Here is a 17,127-nt window from a genome sequence, read left to right as displayed (position 1 = left end):
CCTGAGATCAAAAAAAAGGAGCGAGATGATGACCTTGCTGGAACAAGCCAGCGCCCTGCTGGCACAGGATGGCCCCTTTACCCTTGCGCAAGCCAAGGCGCTGGATGCCTTGTGTGAGCAAGCCCGTGATGCGGAGGCTGACCTGATGGGGGATCTCTGGGAGGCCGCAATGGCGAATGCGGATGACGAAGCCTTGCACTATATGACCACCTTTGAGGATGAGATCTGATGGCGGGTAGCTTTATCGCCATCAGCCACCACGGGGTATCCGATGCTCACGAGCTGTTGGCCCGCCTCTATCAGCGCACCGGTGACCTGAGTGAGCCGCTGGCAGATATAGGGGAAGGGTTGCTGCTGTCGCACCGGGAGCGCTGGGATGCCCAAGAGAGCCCGGAGGGGGAGCCCTGGGCCCCGCTCTCGGACAAGTACCGCGCCCGCAAGCCCCGTCATGCCGATGAGGTGCTGCGTCTGAACGACGACCTGCGCGACACCCTCGACTATCAGGCCGATCCCCAGACCCTCTACTTCGGTACCCCGTTGGCGTATGGCGCCGCCCACCAATTCGGTCGGGAGGAGATCAATCTGCCCGAGCGCCCCTATCTGGGGTTGTCGGAAGAGGACAAACAGAACGTATTGGAAATGTTGAGTCTTTATTTGGATGCGTCGAGCCAGCACAATTAATTTGATACATTTAATTATCATTAGTGTTGCTGCCATAACAAAGCTGAATCCCCCCTGTACTGTGCTTATGTGAGTCCGTACTTTTGATTTTAATTCTTGCCCTACTATTGCATTATTAATTTCTGATTAATACGGGGCGAAAATGTAATGCAAAAAATATTATTCTTGTTTGTCTGTGTATTGAGTTTGGGTGGTTGTGCTCAGATTCAGCACTATAAAGATTACTCAAAAGTATTTCATCAACCTCAGACTGTTTATGTTGGTGGTCAAATCTATGCAGTAAACAAGACGCGCGATTTGCCAAATGTATTTGGCAAAGCTGATATCTATGGTGGGAAAGTACAAGAAGGCATGTCAGAGTTGCGCTTTATGGGATTTGACTCTGACGGTATGGCGGTCTTGAGATTTACAGATGTAAACATTCAATCCAATGAGAATGTATTCACCAGATATGGTAGGAATAGTGTTGTGGCAAACACTAATTCATTTTCAACGCTCAATGTAAATAATTACAGTGCTGTTGGTGCAACAAATAGCAATACAGTTGTAACACAATATCAAAAACCAGAAGCGCATGTATATGCACTACCACCTAATACTGCCGAGTTTAAATTTAACCCCGCAGATAAAATGTTAAAGATGGATGGTGTAACCATTGAGATTATTGAGGCTGGTAGTAACTCAATATCTTATATGCTGTCAGAGTCTTAATCTCTTGGGCAAAGCAAGCATAATGTGTGCGATGTGGTAGGCATCGCACACTAAATTGGTTCCCCATGGAGACCTGTACGGGCTGCGCGCTTGTGATGCGCCATACTGCGTTCGTATCACCCGCCAGGGCGTATGGTCAGCCTGATAGCAAGGTGTGAGCCATTGGCGCGGTTAAACAGCCTTAAACACCATTGGTTTTGTTCCCTTTGACCTTGCTGGTGATCCCTTTCGGAAACCAGCCCCTTTACCCACCCGCGTTCGTACTTTTTTCTGATACTGCTCAGGGGATAGCACCTTGGGGGGGGTGGCGGGTGCCGTTGCAGTGCCTACAGGCGGCCACGATATTGGCGGGCTGGTTTGAGCCGCCGTTGCTACGTGGTTGCAGATGTTCCCCCGTGCACTGCAATACCGCGCTTCGGCTGGGGTGAGGCTGTATTGATGCATCAGTGCGGCAGGTGTGGCTTCCCACATCGGCAGTCTGCAATAGAAGCAGTGAAAGGATTGACGAACGGCAGCTTGGTGGCGTTGTTTGGCGATGTTACTCATGGTCGTGACCTCAATAAGATTGATATTGAAGTCTGTGACGGTAGCGATTGGATGATGGCCGGACGGACTTCGGTTCAAGTTGAAGTCCCGTCGACCTGTATAGGCTCAGAGCGGGTACTGACCGGCACAACCGGATCAGCCTTACGCCGCTGACCTTACGATACTGCGGCAGTCAATTGATAGCGTGGTTTGGGATAGATGTTAAGTGAACAATTTAGGGTATAAGATTTATATCGTTTAATTTTTGATAGGCCGTAGTTATCAGGAAATTTTTTGACAAAAAATCCATTATTAATCAATGCCTTGAATTTTTACTTGTTGTTTTTCCCATAGGGACAGTTGTTTTTCCTTCAATCTGCTTACCATATGCTACTAGCATCACCTCAAAAAGTTCTGGGATATCGGAAAAATTAATAAATGGAACAAATAGATATTTTTGTTGTTTTCTGATAACTCCTGCTTGTGAGCTTAACGAACGTTTTAATCCAGGTATAAAAAACTCTATTACAAAACCTTCGTAAATGAAACGAATTGAACTTTTTCTTATTAATGGGGCAAGAATTATATCTTTTAAAACAGATAAGCTAAACCCTCCATCTGGAGTTTTATCTATTAGCCTAGTCAATTTTACGGTTATTTGGCATGTTGGAATTTCTGAGTTATTTATCAGGGCTTGACGTAATACTTCCTTCATTGATGGCTCTATATATACATTAGAGTAATTTGGGTGCCCTGAACAGGCCATGCGCCATAGTATAGAGAGAAAATACATGTTCATCCTTTGCAGGTTTAATCCTGAAAATCTAATGCCTACTTCTGTTTTATTACATTCCCCAGTTTTACCCCTTAATACATCCAGGCCATATCTTTCATAATTCTCATTTAATAGTGCCTCACAATTACTGCACAGCATGGGTTCAGCCCAACTATCACTGCTATATTTATTTTCTTCATGAATATCACTGGATAATAAAATAGCTTTTCCCGAATTCTTTCTTGATATTCTTTTGAATATGGCATTGCCAATTGCATGTGATACTTGTAATTTTGATTTGCTTTTGCATAACCGACATTTTTCACTTTCGTTCATAATAAGTACCAGAATCAGAAAATATTAATTTGTATTTGATAAAAATGTTCACATAAAAACAGGTGTATATCAATAGGTTATGCTCTTTAGGGGGGTGTGAAATGTATACTAACCCACCATAAACCCCATCCCCCCTCATGCCGCCGCACTATGGCGGCATGAACATATCCAAGACCCCATACTCAGCGCCCTTCGTGGCCATCCTCCAAGCCAACCCCGTCAGCGGGGAGCGGCTGGCGGTGCTCGATGCGCAGCTCACCCCCCAAGGCGATGGCTGGTACCAGCTGCTGCCGGTTGGGCCGTTCAAGGCTCGTGATGGCCGCCCGTTCGATGTGGCGAGTGGTCACTGGCAACTGGACGGGCAGATCGCTGCTGCCCTGATTGCCCGTGCCAAAGCCCTTGGGCAAGACATCCTGATCGATTACGACCATCAGACCCTCAAGACGGACCAGAACGGCCAGCCAGCTCCTGCGGCCGGCTGGTACAACGCCGACGAAATTGAATGGCGTGAAGGGGCGGGGCTCTTTATCAAGCCGCGCTGGACCGATCGCGCCGCCGCGCTGGTGGCGGCCAAAGAGTACCGCTTCCTGTCAGCTGTTTTCCCCTATGACGCCCTCGGGCGCCCGCTGGAGCTGCGCATGACTGCCATCACCAATGATCCCGGTGTGGTGGGCATGCAGGCACTGGCAGCTCTCAGTGCCTTAACCCCCAAGACCAATCAATCCGACCAGTTGGCCATCTCATCCCATGTTGCACAAAAGGAGAAATCCATGAACGAGCACTTGATCGCGCTGCTCGGCAAACTCGGCATCCAGCCGGGGGCCGATGGTCAGTTTACCGCCGAGCAGGGTACCGCTGCGCTGGCGGCCCTCGATACCCTGCAGGCCATTGCCAAAAAGGCGCCGGAACTGGAGGCGGCACTCACTGCCGAGAAGGCATCGCTGGCTGCCCTCAAGGCGCAGCCAGGGCAACAGGGGGGCCAGATTGACTTGGCCAAGTATGTGCCGGTGGAAACCTATAACGCCCTGGTGACTCAGGTGGCGAGCTTAAGCGCCAAGGTCGAAACCACGGATGCCGCGACCCTGATCAAAGATGCCCGCACCCAGGGCAAGGTGGTGGCCGCAGAAGAGGAGTATTTGACCGCCTATGCCGCCCAGAAGGGGGTGGCAGCGCTAAAGGCTCTGCTGGATCCGCGCCCGGCGATTGCCGCGCTGGCCGCCAGCCAGACCACCCAAGTGACCCTGCCAGAGAAGAAGGGAGAGGCGGTGCTCTCGGCAGATGACAAATACGCAGCCGACCAGCTCGGTATCAGTTACGAAGAGTTTGCCAAGGCAAAAGGCCGGTAGGTGCGATTAGCCGCGCGGCGGCGTAATCGAACGAACGCGACCGCCAGATCAACCTGTTTATCCAGAGAAGGAACACCGCTATGGCCATCATTACACCTGCGTTGCTGCAGTCCCTCTTCACCGGCTTCAAGAAGAACTTTGAAGACGCCAAGGGGGAGGCGCCGACCCAATACACCGAGATCGCGACCGTCATCAAATCGACCACCAAATCCAATACCTATGGCTGGCTCGGCAAGTTCCCTAGTCTGCGCAAGTGGGTCGGGGATCGGGTGATCGAGTCGATGAAGGCGCACGGTTACCAGATCGTCAACGAAGACTTCGAGGCCACTGTGGGGGTCGATCGCAACGATATCGAGGATGATGAGCTGGGCATCTATGCCCCCCTGTTTCAAGAGATGGGTCTGGCGGCAGGGGTACATCCCGACGAGCTCTGCTTCGGCCTGCTCGGGGCTGGCTTCACCACGCCCTGCTACGACGCTCAGTATTTCTTCGACACCGATCACCCCGTCTATCCCAAAGCCGATGGCACGGGGACTCCGGTAATGAGCGCCAACCTGGTGGTGGATGGCGCCTATGCCGGTGAACCCTGGTTCCTGCTCGATACCAGCCGCGCCCTCAAGCCCATCATCTTCCAGGAGCGCAAGGCGCCGCAGCTTATCGCCATGACCAAGATCGATGATGAAGCCGTGTTCACTCGCAAGGAGTTCCGCTACGGGGTGGACTGCCGCGATGCCGCAGGCTTTGGTTTCTGGCAGCTGGCGTTCGCCAACAAACGGGCGCTCACCCCAGACAACTTGTGGGATGCCTTCTCCAGGATGCGGGAATTCCAGGCGGATGGCGGCCGCAAGCTTGGCGTGAAGCCGACTTTGCTGGTGGTACCGCCTTCCCTTGAGAAGCTGGCAACCCGGATGCTGGAGCGGGAGCTCTCCGATAGCAGCAGCAACGAGCTCAAGGGCAAGCTGAAGCTGGTGGTGGCTGACTACCTGTAAGCCACCCGTGCTGTTTAACGGCGAGGTTAAACGAGCCAGGGCGGGTGTTTAACCCCCGTTTAAACAGGATCCTGGACTGAACGAGACAGAGGGAAACATGAGATGGAACAGGCTATTCGAGTTGGCATTCACTTCACAAAAGAATCAACGCTTCGTCAGGTCTATTTCCGAGCGGGCTTGGCGATTGATCCAGGCAAGTCTGAGATGGCGGTGTCGCCTCTGCAGTGCGAGACCCTGGAGGCCGATCCGCGTCTGGTGGTCGTGCGGCTTGCTGAGGATGCCGAGCTTTCGCCAGCTGACCCACCGCAGACGGGCGGGGTGCTGGACGCAGCAGTGGGTGGTCTGAGTACAGCGCCCCAAAGCCAGGTGCCTGCCGCCAAGCCCGCCAGCGGCAAGGGTAAGGGCAAATGAGCTACGCCAGCGTCAATGACATGGTGACCCGGTTTGGCGAGGCGGAGCTGCTGCGTCTGGCCATGACGCCGACCGGTGAGCTGGATCAGGCGGCTATCACCATCGCCCTGCAGGATGCCGGATCCTTGATCGATGGCTACCTGGCTGGGCGCTACCCCTTGCCGCTGGCCCATATCCCGAGTGCCCTGGTACCTATTTGCGCCGATATTGCCCGTCACCGCCTCTATGGCGAGCAGGCGCCGGAGCAGATCGCCAAGCGCAATGAGGCCGCCCTGGCCTTCCTTAAGCTGGTGGGCAAGGGGGAGCTGGCGTTGGGCCTGGCGGTCGATGGTGAGCAGGTGGAGAGCCAGAACCTGGCCCAGTTGCACTCTGATGGCCGTGTCTTTGGCCGAAGCAATGGGGGCTTTCTATGAGCACTCAAGCCAGCACTCAAGCCAGCACTTCATCCCCCGAGCTCGATTACCTCGCTGCAGGTGAGTGGCTGCGCGAACTGCTGCTGCCATTGAAGGTGAAAGGGCTCAAGGAGGTGTTTGTGGCCACCGACCTGGATGCGGTGGCTAACCTGGGTCAGCACACCCCGGCCATCCATGTTATTTACCAGGGCGAACGGGAGAGCGACACCACCCAGTCGGGGCGGCAAAGCGCGTTCGATCAGGTCTGGCTGTTGGTGCTGGTGCATCGCGCCAGCCCGAAGGAGGCCTGCGCTGGTGTGTGGATGGGGCGGATGCTGCAGGCCGTTGCCGGGCGGGCCTGCGGAGACAGTACCTTTCGGCGTGAAACCGCATCGGTTCGGCCGAGCTATAAGGGCGGGGTGGCGTATCTGCCCCTTGCTTTCAAGACGACAGTGAAATTCAAGGGAGAACGCTGATGAGCGAAACATTGCACCTGGAAGGGGATCTCTATATCGAGACCTTCACCAACAACGTGTCGAACGGGGTGATAGGCCCGGTGGACGTCAACAGCCTGGAGGTCAAACCGGACAGCGAGAAAATCAGCATTCCGAGCAAGCGCAAGGGCAAGCTGGGCCAGGCGCGGGAGACCTACTTCGTGCCCAAGCCCGCCACTGTCACCATCAAGACCAGCGAGATCCCGCCGGTCCTGCTGGCCGCCGCCTTTATGGGGCTGGAGAGCCCTATCAACCAGGGGGCGGGGACGCTGACCGAGGTCCCGCTGACCCTGCCCGCCCATCCGAAATGGTTGTCACTCGGCAAGACCAACCTCTCGGCCACCGGTCTGGTGGTGAAGGAGGGGGCCACCGCCTTGGTGCTCGGGACTGACTTCGAGATCAACTATGCACTGGGGCTGCTGCGCGCTACCAAGGCGGGCACCGTGGCAGATGGCGGGCCGGTGACTGTGAGCGCCAGTTATAACGCCGTTACCGGTTCGCGCATCGCCGGCAATGTGCAGCCGGAGGTGAAAGCCAAGCTGGTTCTGGACGGGCGCAGCGTGATCGGCGGCGAGTCCATCATACTGACGGTGCCCCGCGCCAGTCTGGCCCCCAAGAAGGCGGTGGATTTCTTGAGCGACAAACCCATCGAGATTGAGTTGGAAGGGGAGCTGCTGGCCCTGGATGGCGAGACTGCGCCCTTCTACGTAGATCGACCAGTGACGGAGTGACGATAAGGGAGGCGGGGCATGAAAAACGGCGGGGAGGCCCGCCGTTTTCTTTTATTCACAACCAACGTCTGAGTTAGCTACTCGGCTTCGGAGTGAATTTTTTGGTTATTTTTTCCACAATCTCTGTGGGTAGCTTGGGAACTGGTTTATAGAGTACTTGCAGCACGTGTTCTATGAGGCCGTAAGCATCCATTACATCATGGCGAGTGATCTTGCTGCCTGGATGGCTGCCATCGTTGCCAAAGAGTCTAATGGCTTCAAACAGGGGGGTAAATTCGGAATGTTCAGCTGGAAGGAGATTCAGGCGACCTTGGAGAGTTAGACGTTTGGGGTTGTGAGTGGGTACGCCAAGTTGAGTTAACAGGGACTCCATAGCCATTCTGACATTGTTGCCTGCAGATGCTGGCGAGCAAAAAAATAGACGAAACGACTCTTGTAGCGGTTCTTTCACCTCAGCAGGACAGTCTGCTGGGATATCAATAATTGCGAGTGGTGGCTCAAAAAACGTTGGGTAGAAATGATCTACCCACACCTGATCTGGTTGTCCGCGCTCATTATAGAAACCCTCAATATCAGCACTTCCTGTACCTGTGTTGGCAACAATCTCCTGACAGCGTTCGTTGTGGCATCGAAGTAGGCATGAATAAATGTAAGTTGTGAAGCAGGGCTCCCAGTTAGGATGGCAATGTGCTTGTCGAGAGTCTCGTGTTTCAATCTTATTAAAGGAATTTTCAACGATACGAAGAATCCCTTTTTGGCATGTGGGACACATCCAGTCTGGGGTGTTAGTGTCAGTGAAATAATGTCTATATAACGAGCGGTCCATCATCAGTCCTGTGTTCACATTTTTAACGCTGTAGATTGGGTAAGCGCTGTGAATCGAATGTTCTCCTGCGCGATACCTCAGTAATTCGCCATAAACCCTTCCATTTTGCCATCCCTTTACCATGGGGCATATCTGAATCTGATCGGAATGCCCCATGTCCACCTCTACCACCCTCAAACTTGCCCTGGAGCTGGCGGCCAAGGTCACCGGTCGGGAAGACCTAGCCGCGTTGGCGGGTGAGGTTCCGCGAATGTTCGATTACGCCTACCGGCTAATCGAACCTACGAGCTATGGAGCGAATATTCAAGATAGGTATCCCATGTATGGTGTGGTGTTTCCCCTGTCAGAGGCTAGCTGGATTCAGTCATGGTTTTTGAATTCAGATAACCATCCTTCGTAATTTTTCTTGGAGGGAATGAGGCCTGATTGTCGAGGAGTAGAGTAATCTACAGTATTTACGTTGCCTGCATCCTTAGTTAGTTTGAGTAATTTTTTATGTATGTTATTTGCATGTGCTTGAAGTTCTTCCGCAAGTTCCACAGCGAAAAATATAACATCATCTGTATAATCCCTAACGTTGACAATAGAGTCATGGTAAAGCAAATTAATGCATCCATCTCTTCGCATTAAACCAAAATAGTTTTGAATTGATGTCATGGATGTCATATCTTGGCTCTTAAATAGCTCGATTTGTTCAGAGCGAGTTTTAATTGAATGAGACATTTCTATCAGGGCCTGCTCTACCATAAAAATGAGTGCTAGTGCCTTGCCTGGTAATAGCGGAGTCGAGTGTGCTAAATTGTTAAGGGTGTCAGTTTTGGTAGATAATGGCGGAATGTGAAATATGTCAAGTGTGAATTCAATACTTATGTTGTTATTACCATTAACATAGTCTTTGTTTATAGGCTCAGCCCTTTTTCTTTCATCAAAATAGCTTTTGGATAGTGGTTCGATATGTTGTTTTTTAATCCTCATAGCTTGGTTTGTTATGGTGGCGACTAAGACAGTTAAGGCATTTGCCTGCCTCAAGGCATCGAGTAACTCTTTTCGTCTTGTTGCACGTTCAGCTAGCTTTTGGGCTCCCAAGACCCCCAGCCCAGCACCAGCTAAGGAAGAAAGAAAAGCACTGATAAAAGCAGAGTTAAGAATGCCTGGTATGGAATGCCAGGTATCCAGTAAAAATGGATGAAAATTTATGCTTGTCATGGACGCTTTCAGACCTCAATGAAGTATCATTATCAAGTTGTTTCAATTTTAATCATCAGACGTTATTGCTCGATACTATCAAGCTGAAATGCCTTGATCTTTGTCGCAGTAGCTTTTCCTAATCCAGGCACTGCGGTAAGTTGCGACATGCTTGCGTTAACTATCTCAGGAATGGAGCGAAATCCATACTCGTAAAGTTTTTTTGCCGATTGCTTGCCAATACCTGGAAGGATTGTGAACTGGAGATAGAAGAACGATGCAGGGAAATCTTCATAATTATTAGAAAGTTTGTGCCATATCTCTTCAAATAGGGGGGATTGTTTTGGAAGCGAGGATAACTGAGTCAGCTTTTCTTCATGAGTCAAGTTCCCCTCTACTATGGTTCTGAATAGGGTCAAGAACGGAATATATAGAGATGGTTCAATTGGGCCAATGTCAGAAGCATGAGTGAGCTCGGGTTCGTCAATGGCTATGCCCATTTCACGAAATGAACTTGTATGAAAGATCCAGATGCCGTCTGCTTGCGATCCATAGTGAGGTGTTTGGCTCGGTGGGCCATCAAAAATTTCACCGTGGTGCCTTAGCACTTGTAAAGGAGTTCTGAGCTGCAGGGTGGAGATGAACTGCATTCCGGAGATGATGTCTTTGTTGGAATGATATGACTGATCGTCTAAATGGATTATCTGCTTCTGTTGTGTTGATTCTGATCTCGTCTCTCGCCAGCCAGAAAAAATGCGCTTAAGCCAACTCATTGAACTCTCCAAAACATTAATTTAAATCGCATAGATTAATGAAAAGTTTGCTGTATTCCTGTGATAGGTATCTGTAACTCGCCATAAACCCACCAATTCTGCCATATCTCCACAATGGGGCAATCTGAATCTGATCGGAATGCCCCATGTCCACCTCTACCACCCTCAAACTAGCCCTGGAGCTGGCGGCCAAGGTCACTGGCCGGGAAGACCTGGCCGCCTTGGCGAGTGAGGTGCAGGAGTTGGGCCCACTCTCTGACAAGACGGCCGCCGAAACGGCACAGTTGGCCGAGAGCCTTGAATCGTTAAGCCGCCAGCAGGCGCTGATCCAGCAGTTCAATGACTCCAAAGCCGCCCTGACCCAGCTCGAACTGGCCACAGTGCTCAGCCGTGACAAGCTGGAGCAGTTGCGCCGTGAGCAACAAGCAGGCAGTGGCGACGCCAAGGCGCTGGCCGAACAAGAGCGGTTGCTGGCCTCCGAGGTCAAGCAACTGGAGCGCCAGCTGGTCGCTCAGTCCGCCAGTCATACCCGCCTGCATGCAGGGCTCAAGCAGTCCGGGCTCGATACCAGGAACCTTGCCCAGGAACAGCAGCGCCTGCAGCGTGAGCTGACTAAGAGTGTCGCCCAGACCGAACGGCTGGGCCGCGAGCTTAGCCAGGGTGGGCAGCATGCCGGTGGTTTTCAAGGGGCTATCGGCAGCCTGACCGGGCGCCTGGTGGCCATGGCCGGTACCTGGTTCGGTATCCAGACCCTCACCAGCCAACTGATGGCCATGTTCCAGACTGGCGATCAGGCCGAACGCCTCAATGTGCAGCTCAAGGCAGTGATGGGGTCGATTGCCGGTGGCAAAGAGGCGTCAGCCTGGATCCAGGACTTTGCCAAGAGCACCCCCCTGCAGCTCAGTGACGTCACCCAGGTATTTGTGCGACTCAAGGCGTTCGGCATCGACCCCATGGCCGGGGCCATGCAGGGCATTGTCGATCAGGCGTTCAAATTGGGCGGCGGTTTTGAAGAGGTACAGGGCATCTCCCTGGCGCTCGGCCAAGCTTGGGCCAAGCAGAAGCTGCAGGGGGAGGAGATCCTGCAGCTGATCGAGCGGGGCGTGCCGGTCTGGCAGATGCTGGAGCAGGTGACAGGCAAGAATACCGCCGAGCTGCAGAAGCTCTCTGAGGCAGGCAAGCTGGGCCGCGAGACCATCTCTGCCCTGATGAACGAGATAGCTGCCCAATCGCGCGGTGCCGCTGCCGACAACATGAGCCTGCTCTCCGGGCTTATCTCCAATGCCCAGGACAACCTCGCCAAGTTTTACCGGATGGTGGCCGAGAACGGGGCGCTGGCCTGGCTCAAAAACCAGCTGGCCAACCTTAATGCCGAATTTGAGGTGATGGCCAGGGATGGCCGCCTGCAGGCATGGGCCAAGCGCCTCTCCGATGGCTTTATCTCCATGGGGGAAACCCTCAAGTCGCTGATCCAGACCCTCTATGAGTGGCGCACCGCGCTGACCGTGCTGGCCCAAGCTTGGGTAGGCCTGAAAATCACGGGTTGGATGGGTGATCTGCGCAGCCTCTACGCCCAGTTTATTGCCATGCCTGTGGCGACAGCGACAGCAGCAGGCGGTATGACGACAGCGGGCACAGCAGCAGCCGGTGCTGCGATAGGGGTCAGGGTGCTGGGCGCCGCCGTTAAGGGGCTGCTGGCCGCTGTGGCGGTCGAGTCCATCATCCAGATCACCCAGTTCGCGTCGGCCCTGCGCCAGCTGGTGCAGGCTGAGCTGGCGCTCCGGGAGGCGCAAGGGCTGCGCTCCGAGACGCAGGCCCGCCTCAATGGTCAGTTTGCCGCCCTGTCAGCCGAGCTGGGTTTCGCCATCACCAGCATGGCGGATCTCGATCGCCTGGTCGCCGAGGGCAAGGTGCATTACGACGAGGCCACTGGACGCTGGCGACAAGGCGCCGCAGCCGTTAAAGCGCTGGGTGATGAGGCCAAGAGTACCCGTGATTATCTGGCCGAGATCAATGCGGTGGCCAAGCAAACCGCAGCTGATGGCCCAGCCAAACTGGCTGAGGCGTTTAAGGTGCTCGGCCTTGATTTCGAGCAGGCCAATGGCCGTATCGGTGAGGGATTTCAGAAGACCATCGGCGCCCTGGATGTATTGGTGGCGCACACGGGTGCCAGTAGTGCCGCCATCGAGGAGGCGCTGGCTGCCGCCTATAACAGCGCCAAGACCACCGCCGAGATCGATGCGGTGATCGCGCGGCAGAAGCAACTGGCCGCCCAGGGCAAGATCACCGGGGATGCGCTGGCCCGTTCCATGGCCATCGCAAGCGACGCTATGAGCAAGGTGAAAGGGGGCAGCGGGGAGGCCAAAAAGGCGGTGGCGGCCATCGGCGATGGCTTTGACGAGGCCGCCGCACGGGCCAAAGGGGCCACCGATGCGATGCGGGCAGGGCTTAAAGGGGTACAGGATGAAGCCAAGCAGACGAATGCCAGCCTCATCAGTAGCGGCGGGGGCGGTGGTCGAGGCGATATCACTCGCACCGTGAACGCCGGTTCCTTCTACTACAAAACCGTGGATCTCAACGGTCTGCGTGGCAATGCCGAGGGGCTGGCCAACACGCTTGCTGGCGTGGAAGAGGAGCTGACCCGCTACAGCCAGAAGGTCAAAGACATTCCGGCCTACAGCGAGTGGAGCAAGTATTACGGCGAGAAATTCCAAAAAGAGATGGAGGCGATGCAGGCCCGCCTTAAAGAGGAGCTCAACAAAGCGTTGGCCAAAGAGAGTGCCAAAACCAATCAAGCCGCCCAGTTACCAGTCCCAGCTGTAGAGCCACCCACCCCCAATGCCAACTATCCAGGGACACGCAAGCCCTTGTCCGAGCGGATCACCATCGAGCTCAAAGGGGCAGGGGGTTCGGCCGAACTGCAGGCCGATGAGGCCAATGCGAATGCCCTGATCTCACTTCTTAAACAGCAAGGACTTCGCCAATGAACGTGACCTTAAACAGCGTGCTGCTGCCAGATGATCTGGTCTGGCGCGACGAGTTCGAGTGGGCGCCGGTCGAGCAGGTGGTGACCCCGACCCTGAGCGGCGCCCTGTTGGTGGAGGAGACCGCCAAGCCCGAGGGGCGGCCGCTGACCCTGAGCGGGCATTGCTCCCGCACCAAGGTGCAGGAGCTCAAGGTGCTGGAGGCGCAGGTGGCCAAGCTGATGACGCTGACCCTGCTCGATGGCATGGCCCGCACCGTGGTGTGGCGCCGCCCTGGCGTAGTGGCCACGCCACTGGTCGAGATGGCCGACCCGGAAGGGGGCGACCCCTATGCCGTGACCCTGAATCTGACTGAGGTAACCCCATGACCATTCTATCTGGCGATATCGTGCTGTTGGCCAGCCAGCGCCTGGTTGATACCGATGACGGCGGTGGTCGCATCACTGGCCGCGAGATCATCAGCGGCAACCATAACAGCCTGTTCCCTGACGTCAGCGACATGGATCGGGCCTATGGCACCGTGAATATGCGCAAGGCGTTTCTGGCGGTGCAGACGGACGACACCGACACCTATTATGGCGCCAACGCCATGGTGCTGCTGCCGCCCAGTGATCCCAGCGTCAACCTGACGCTGATGACCACCAAAGATCACAACGATACCAGAGGCAACGCCCGCAACACCCTGGAGCGCTATCAGGCCCGAGGCCCGAAGTGGCAGGGGGTGCTTTACGATACCCAGCTGGAAGGGCAGCGGGCGATCCGCATCCTGCAACGCCTTGAGGTACGGTTGCCGGAGGTCGGGGAGGTGCTGGTGCTGGTCGGCAACGAAGGGAAGGGGAACGAGGTTGAGCAGTATGTGCGGATTGACCGTGTAACCGCCGAGCTGCGCAAGTTCGGGGTATCTGGCTATCAGGGCGAGTTCACCCGCAACGTCGTCACCTGCGTGATCACTGACCCACTGCGCTACACCTTTGAAGGGGAGCAGCCCAGCCCCTATGACCAGGCAACCACCAAGACCACCCTGCGGGAAACCGTGGTGGCCGATGCCGCCAACTACTTTTCGACCACCAAGCTGGTCGCGGATGCGGCGCTGGGTGCAATGCGGGTGCAGGCCAAGACCATTTTTACCCAGCTGGTACCCAGTGCCCGCAGTGAAACCCCGGTGGTGGATCTGACCGCTGCCGGTGAGCTTGGCGCCCTGCTGGAATCCGGGGTGGGTAGTCCCCATACCTTCACCACCACCTCACCGGTCAGCCCGAGTCAGGGGCTGTTCCTGGGGATTGGTGCCATGCCTGGCAGCGTATCGGTCACCATCGGCGCGGCAGTGATCACCGACAAGGGCGGCGAGCTGTTCCTGGTTGGTACCGTGGTGGGGGCTATCGACTACGGGCGCGGCCTGCTGACCTTCAACAGCCAGTGCCCGAACTACGGCGCGGCCAGCAAAACCGTGAGCTTTCGCGCGGCAGTGATGCCATCGCGCATCGCTGACACGGCCCAGATCCAGATTGCCGCCAACAACCGGGGCTATGCCTACACCGCGACCCTGCTGCCCACCCCTTGCCCCGGTTCGCTGACCGTCAGCTATCTGGCTCAGGGCAAATGGTACGACCTGAAAGACAACGGGCGCGGGGAGCTGTTTGGCCAGGATAAATCCTACGGCTCTGGCCTGCTCAACTTCACCACCGGCTCTGTGGTGCTGACCCTGGGGGCCCTGCCGGATGTGAACAGCGCGATCATGTTCAGCTGGGGTACCAAGGTCTCTTACCTCAACCGTGCCAGCATGGTGCTGGATCCGGTGCAGCTGACCCATAAGCTGGCTCATGAGGGGATCACCCCCAACAGCCTGACCCTGACCTGGCAAGCCGGTGGCGCGACCAAAACCGCCATCGACAACGGGGCGGGCCAGTTGACCGGCGATGCCACCGGCACCATCAATTATGTGACCGGCGATCTGGCCCTGCGGGTGGCGACCCTGCCCGATGGCGGTCAGGAGTACCAGGTTGTTTACCAGTACGGCGACCCGGATACCCAACGCTTTGACTACCCGGCCCGCAACCCGGACGGGACGATCACCCTGCAGCTGGCCAAGCAGAACCTGACCCCCCGTATGGTCTCATTGCGTTGGAATGCCCTATATGAGGAGGTGAAGGACGACACCGAACTGGTGATCGCTACAAGCGACCCGATCATCAGTGTGCGCGACAACGGCGCGGGCAAGCTGCTGGATGCGGCGGGGGTGGAGCGGGGTAGCGTCAACTACACCACCGGCAAGATCACCATCACGCCGGATGGCCAGGGCGGCATTCCGAAAACCCGCTATGAGTGGCGCACCATCGGCACCTACACCGATAGTCAGGGCAACACCATAGCCCGCCAGCGCTGGACACTGGTGGAAATCTACTACGTGCAGGCCGCTTACCTGTTCCCGGTGGACGACAGTGGTTGGGTCGAGGTGGAGTACCGCAGCAACAATGCAAGCCAAGCGGGCCAGGACACAGTGACAGCCACCCCGCTGGTGCTGGATATCACCCCGCGCAACGGCGAGGCAATCCTGGCCAACTCAGTGCGCTTTGCCCTGGGCGGGTCTTTCTATGTGGACAGGCAAGGGATCCTTTATCGCAACATCGACCCCGCCACCGGGGCCGGTGAGCAGGCCGGGACGCTGGATTACGCCACCGGCAAGGCGACCGTCACGGTCTGGAACCCCGGCGCGGCGCCCGTGCCTGCCCTGAGTTCGCTGGTCACCAGCCTGGTGGCGCAGACGGTGGACGAGGTGACATTCAGGACGCCGGGGGCGCCCATTGCGCCATCCAGCCTCTACCTGAGCGGCAACACCGCAGACGGGCGCCGGTTCGAGGTGACCGCCAACGGCGATGGCACCATCACCAGCACTGACGTGAGCGGCAATGTGGATTATCAGACCGGGGTGGTATCGGTGCGCTTTGGCCGCCTGGTGACGGCGGCGGGCAACGAGGGTAAACCCTGGTACGACCCGGATAGGCTGGTCGATGGCAAGATCTGGCGCCCCCTGTCGGTGGTGGCTGACACCATCCGGTTTAATGCGGTGGTGTATAGCTATCTGCCGCTTGATGCGGATCTCATCAAGCTGGATCCGGTGCGCCTGCCATCCGATGGTCGGGTGCCCTTCATTCGCAAGGGTTACATCGTAGTGGTGCATTCCACCAAGCGCAGAGCCTTCCCTATGGGGGGGCAGGCCGGGCAGCAGCTCAACACCGGGCGCGAACGGCTGGCCTATTGCCGGGTGGAGGACAAGAACGGCAAGGAGCTGGCACCGCAGCTCTACAGCGTCAACATGAACAGCGGGATGGTGACCTTGGCCAGCCCACTGAATCTGACCGGCTATGTAGAGCCGCTGACCGTGGTTCACCGGATCGAGGATATGAGCCTGGCCACCGATGTGGAGATTTCTGGCCGCATCACCCTGGCTCGGCCCCTCAGTCACAACTATGAGGCGGCGGATACCCTGGTATCCAGCGCCTTGATCATCGGTGACCTGTGGGCCCGCTATGGGGCGCTGTTCGACCAACGCACCTGGACAAATAACTGGTCTGATTTTCTGATTGGCGACCCCTGCACGGCGGAATACAACGACACGGACTTCCCGATCGTGGTGACCAACCGGGCGACCCTGCAAGAGCGCTGGGCCATCATCTTCCAGACCACCACCACGTTTATTTTGGTCGGCGAGCATGTGGGCCAAATCGCGGTGGGGGATGTGAATACCGATTTTGCCCCCATCAACCCCAACAACGGCCAGCCCTATTTCAGGCTTGACCGGCGTGGCTGGGGGGCCGGGTGGGCTGCGGGCAACGTGCTGCGGTTCAACACCTACGCCGCCAATTACCCGATCTGGTTTATCCGCACCATCTTGCAGTCGGTGGCAGCGGTGGATACCGACCGTTTCGAGGCCCAGCTCAGGGGCAACGTCAACCGTTAACCGGTGAGGC

The 17,127-nt window shown here is 56.0% G+C and carries 17 protein-coding genes; 12 read left to right on the top strand and 5 right to left on the bottom strand.

Annotated elements, in window-relative coordinates:
- The first annotated feature begins 25 nt into the window (after nucleotides 1-25).
- From WJM78_RS12350 to WJM78_RS12340, 3 genes are all read left to right on the top strand, one after another.
- A complete protein-coding gene (locus WJM78_RS12350; RefSeq protein ID WP_339009587.1) occupies nucleotides 26-229 on the top strand; it encodes a hypothetical protein in 204 nt (67 codons plus the stop codon).
- Nucleotides 229-681, top strand: coding sequence for a phage virion morphogenesis protein (locus WJM78_RS12345; protein ID WP_339009585.1), 453 nt, complete (start codon nucleotides 229-231; stop codon nucleotides 679-681). The genes WJM78_RS12350 and WJM78_RS12345 overlap by 1 nt, the downstream gene beginning before the upstream one ends.
- Nucleotides 682-828: 147 nt before the next feature.
- Nucleotides 829-1,392 carry a hypothetical protein gene (locus tag WJM78_RS12340; protein WP_339009583.1) on the top strand — a complete coding sequence of 188 codons (564 nt, stop codon included), beginning with the start codon at nucleotides 829-831 and terminating at the stop codon, nucleotides 1,390-1,392.
- 280 nt (nucleotides 1,393-1,672) lie between these two features.
- On the opposite strand, the gene WJM78_RS12335 is transcribed toward WJM78_RS12340, so the two are convergent.
- Together WJM78_RS12335 and WJM78_RS12330 are read right to left on the bottom strand one after the other, a co-directional pair.
- Nucleotides 1,673-1,861 (bottom strand): HNH endonuclease, encoded by a 189-nt coding sequence (locus tag WJM78_RS12335; RefSeq protein ID WP_339009581.1) that lies wholly within the window; start codon nucleotides 1,859-1,861, stop codon nucleotides 1,673-1,675.
- 372 nt (nucleotides 1,862-2,233) lie between these two features.
- Entirely contained in the window at nucleotides 2,234-3,028 is a 795-nt protein-coding gene (locus WJM78_RS12330; protein ID WP_339009580.1) for a hypothetical protein, read from the bottom strand.
- 137 nt (nucleotides 3,029-3,165) lie between these two features.
- On the opposite strand from WJM78_RS12330, the gene WJM78_RS12325 reads away from it, so the two are divergent.
- The 6 genes from WJM78_RS12325 to WJM78_RS12300 all read left to right on the top strand — a co-directional run bounded on the left by WJM78_RS12325 (nucleotide 3,166) and on the right by WJM78_RS12300 (nucleotide 7,391).
- The gene (locus tag WJM78_RS12325; RefSeq protein ID WP_339009579.1) at nucleotides 3,166-4,374 is read left to right on the top strand and encodes a phage protease; all 1,209 of its coding nucleotides are present in this window, start codon (nucleotides 3,166-3,168) and stop codon (nucleotides 4,372-4,374) included.
- 80 nt (nucleotides 4,375-4,454) lie between these two features.
- Entirely contained in the window at nucleotides 4,455-5,363 is a 909-nt protein-coding gene (locus WJM78_RS12320) for a Mu-like prophage major head subunit gpT family protein (protein WP_042037288.1), read from the top strand.
- 102 nt (nucleotides 5,364-5,465) lie between these two features.
- Entirely contained in the window at nucleotides 5,466-5,774 is a 309-nt protein-coding gene (locus WJM78_RS12315) for an HI1506-related protein (protein ID WP_339009570.1), read from the top strand.
- Nucleotides 5,771-6,187 (top strand): gp436 family protein, encoded by a 417-nt coding sequence (locus tag WJM78_RS12310; RefSeq protein ID WP_339009569.1) that lies wholly within the window; start codon nucleotides 5,771-5,773, stop codon nucleotides 6,185-6,187. The genes WJM78_RS12315 and WJM78_RS12310 overlap by 4 nt, the downstream gene beginning before the upstream one ends.
- Complete coding sequence (locus WJM78_RS12305; protein WP_339009567.1) at nucleotides 6,184-6,642, top strand: phage tail terminator protein; 459 nt, start codon at nucleotides 6,184-6,186, stop codon at nucleotides 6,640-6,642. Before WJM78_RS12310 ends, WJM78_RS12305 begins: the two co-directional genes overlap by 4 nt.
- Nucleotides 6,642-7,391 carry a hypothetical protein gene (locus WJM78_RS12300; protein WP_339009565.1) on the top strand — a complete coding sequence of 250 codons (750 nt, stop codon included), beginning with the start codon at nucleotides 6,642-6,644 and terminating at the stop codon, nucleotides 7,389-7,391. Before WJM78_RS12305 ends, WJM78_RS12300 begins: the two co-directional genes overlap by 1 nt.
- A gap of 73 nt (nucleotides 7,392-7,464) precedes the next feature.
- Here the strand turns inward: WJM78_RS12300 and WJM78_RS12295 are convergent, their stop codons facing one another.
- The 3 genes from WJM78_RS12295 to WJM78_RS12285 all read right to left on the bottom strand — a co-directional run bounded on the left by WJM78_RS12295 (nucleotide 7,465) and on the right by WJM78_RS12285 (nucleotide 10,175).
- Entirely contained in the window at nucleotides 7,465-8,373 is a 909-nt protein-coding gene (locus tag WJM78_RS12295; protein ID WP_324043926.1) for a DUF4145 domain-containing protein, read from the bottom strand.
- A gap of 204 nt (nucleotides 8,374-8,577) precedes the next feature.
- Nucleotides 8,578-9,423: a hypothetical protein gene (locus WJM78_RS12290; RefSeq protein WP_339009562.1), complete on the bottom strand. Its 846-nt coding sequence runs from the start codon at nucleotides 9,421-9,423 to the stop codon at nucleotides 8,578-8,580.
- A gap of 62 nt (nucleotides 9,424-9,485) precedes the next feature.
- A complete protein-coding gene (locus tag WJM78_RS12285) occupies nucleotides 9,486-10,175 on the bottom strand; it encodes a helix-hairpin-helix domain-containing protein (protein WP_339009560.1) in 690 nt (229 codons plus the stop codon).
- 146 nt (nucleotides 10,176-10,321) lie between these two features.
- On the opposite strand from WJM78_RS12285, the gene WJM78_RS12280 reads away from it, so the two are divergent.
- Genes WJM78_RS12280 through WJM78_RS12270 form a run of 3 tightly spaced genes read left to right on the top strand, consistent with a single transcriptional unit; the run spans nucleotide 10,322 to nucleotide 17,117 of the window.
- Nucleotides 10,322-13,162, top strand: a complete 2,841-nt coding sequence (locus WJM78_RS12280) for a tape measure protein (RefSeq protein WP_339009558.1) — start codon at nucleotides 10,322-10,324, stop codon at nucleotides 13,160-13,162.
- Nucleotides 13,159-13,527 (top strand): hypothetical protein, encoded by a 369-nt coding sequence (locus tag WJM78_RS12275; RefSeq protein ID WP_339009556.1) that lies wholly within the window; start codon nucleotides 13,159-13,161, stop codon nucleotides 13,525-13,527. The genes WJM78_RS12280 and WJM78_RS12275 overlap by 4 nt, the downstream gene beginning before the upstream one ends.
- Entirely contained in the window at nucleotides 13,524-17,117 is a 3,594-nt protein-coding gene (locus WJM78_RS12270; RefSeq protein ID WP_339009555.1) for a curculin (mannose-binding) lectin protein, read from the top strand. The genes WJM78_RS12275 and WJM78_RS12270 overlap by 4 nt, the downstream gene beginning before the upstream one ends.
- Nucleotides 17,118-17,127: the final 10 nt, after the last annotated feature.

This window comes from Aeromonas popoffii (assembly GCF_037818705.1).
Lineage (GTDB): Bacteria > Pseudomonadota > Gammaproteobacteria > Enterobacterales > Aeromonadaceae > Aeromonas > Aeromonas popoffii.
Note: the sequence above shows the minus strand (reverse complement) of the source record. Positions and strands in the feature narration are given on the sequence as shown.

Bases quoted from the DNA above. Each gene is read 5' to 3' on its own strand.
- WJM78_RS12320 (WP_042037288.1), top strand. From the start codon at position 4,455: ATGGCCATCATTACACCTGCGTTGCTGCAGTCCCTCTTCACCGGCTTC.
- WJM78_RS12300 (WP_339009565.1), top strand. From the start codon at position 6,642: ATGAGCGAAACATTGCACCTGGAAGGGGATCTCTATATCGAGACCTTC.
- WJM78_RS12290 (WP_339009562.1), bottom strand. From the start codon at position 9,423: ATGACAAGCATAAATTTTCATCCATTTTTACTGGATACCTGGCATTCC.
- WJM78_RS12305 (WP_339009567.1), top strand. From the start codon at position 6,184: ATGAGCACTCAAGCCAGCACTCAAGCCAGCACTTCATCCCCCGAGCTC.
- WJM78_RS12285 (WP_339009560.1), bottom strand. From the start codon at position 10,175: ATGAGTTGGCTTAAGCGCATTTTTTCTGGCTGGCGAGAGACGAGATCA.
- WJM78_RS12270 (WP_339009555.1), top strand. From the start codon at position 13,524: ATGACCATTCTATCTGGCGATATCGTGCTGTTGGCCAGCCAGCGCCTG.
- WJM78_RS12315 (WP_339009570.1), top strand. From the start codon at position 5,466: ATGGAACAGGCTATTCGAGTTGGCATTCACTTCACAAAAGAATCAACG.
- WJM78_RS12295 (WP_324043926.1), bottom strand. From the start codon at position 8,373: ATGGGGCATTCCGATCAGATTCAGATATGCCCCATGGTAAAGGGATGG.
- WJM78_RS12310 (WP_339009569.1), top strand. From the start codon at position 5,771: ATGAGCTACGCCAGCGTCAATGACATGGTGACCCGGTTTGGCGAGGCG.
- WJM78_RS12280 (WP_339009558.1), top strand. From the start codon at position 10,322: ATGTCCACCTCTACCACCCTCAAACTAGCCCTGGAGCTGGCGGCCAAG.
- WJM78_RS12340 (WP_339009583.1), top strand. From the start codon at position 829: ATGCAAAAAATATTATTCTTGTTTGTCTGTGTATTGAGTTTGGGTGGT.
- WJM78_RS12325 (WP_339009579.1), top strand. From the start codon at position 3,166: ATGCCGCCGCACTATGGCGGCATGAACATATCCAAGACCCCATACTCA.
- WJM78_RS12330 (WP_339009580.1), bottom strand. From the start codon at position 3,028: ATGAACGAAAGTGAAAAATGTCGGTTATGCAAAAGCAAATCAAAATTA.
- WJM78_RS12345 (WP_339009585.1), top strand. From the start codon at position 229: ATGGCGGGTAGCTTTATCGCCATCAGCCACCACGGGGTATCCGATGCT.
- WJM78_RS12350 (WP_339009587.1), top strand. From the start codon at position 26: ATGATGACCTTGCTGGAACAAGCCAGCGCCCTGCTGGCACAGGATGGC.
- WJM78_RS12275 (WP_339009556.1), top strand. From the start codon at position 13,159: ATGAACGTGACCTTAAACAGCGTGCTGCTGCCAGATGATCTGGTCTGG.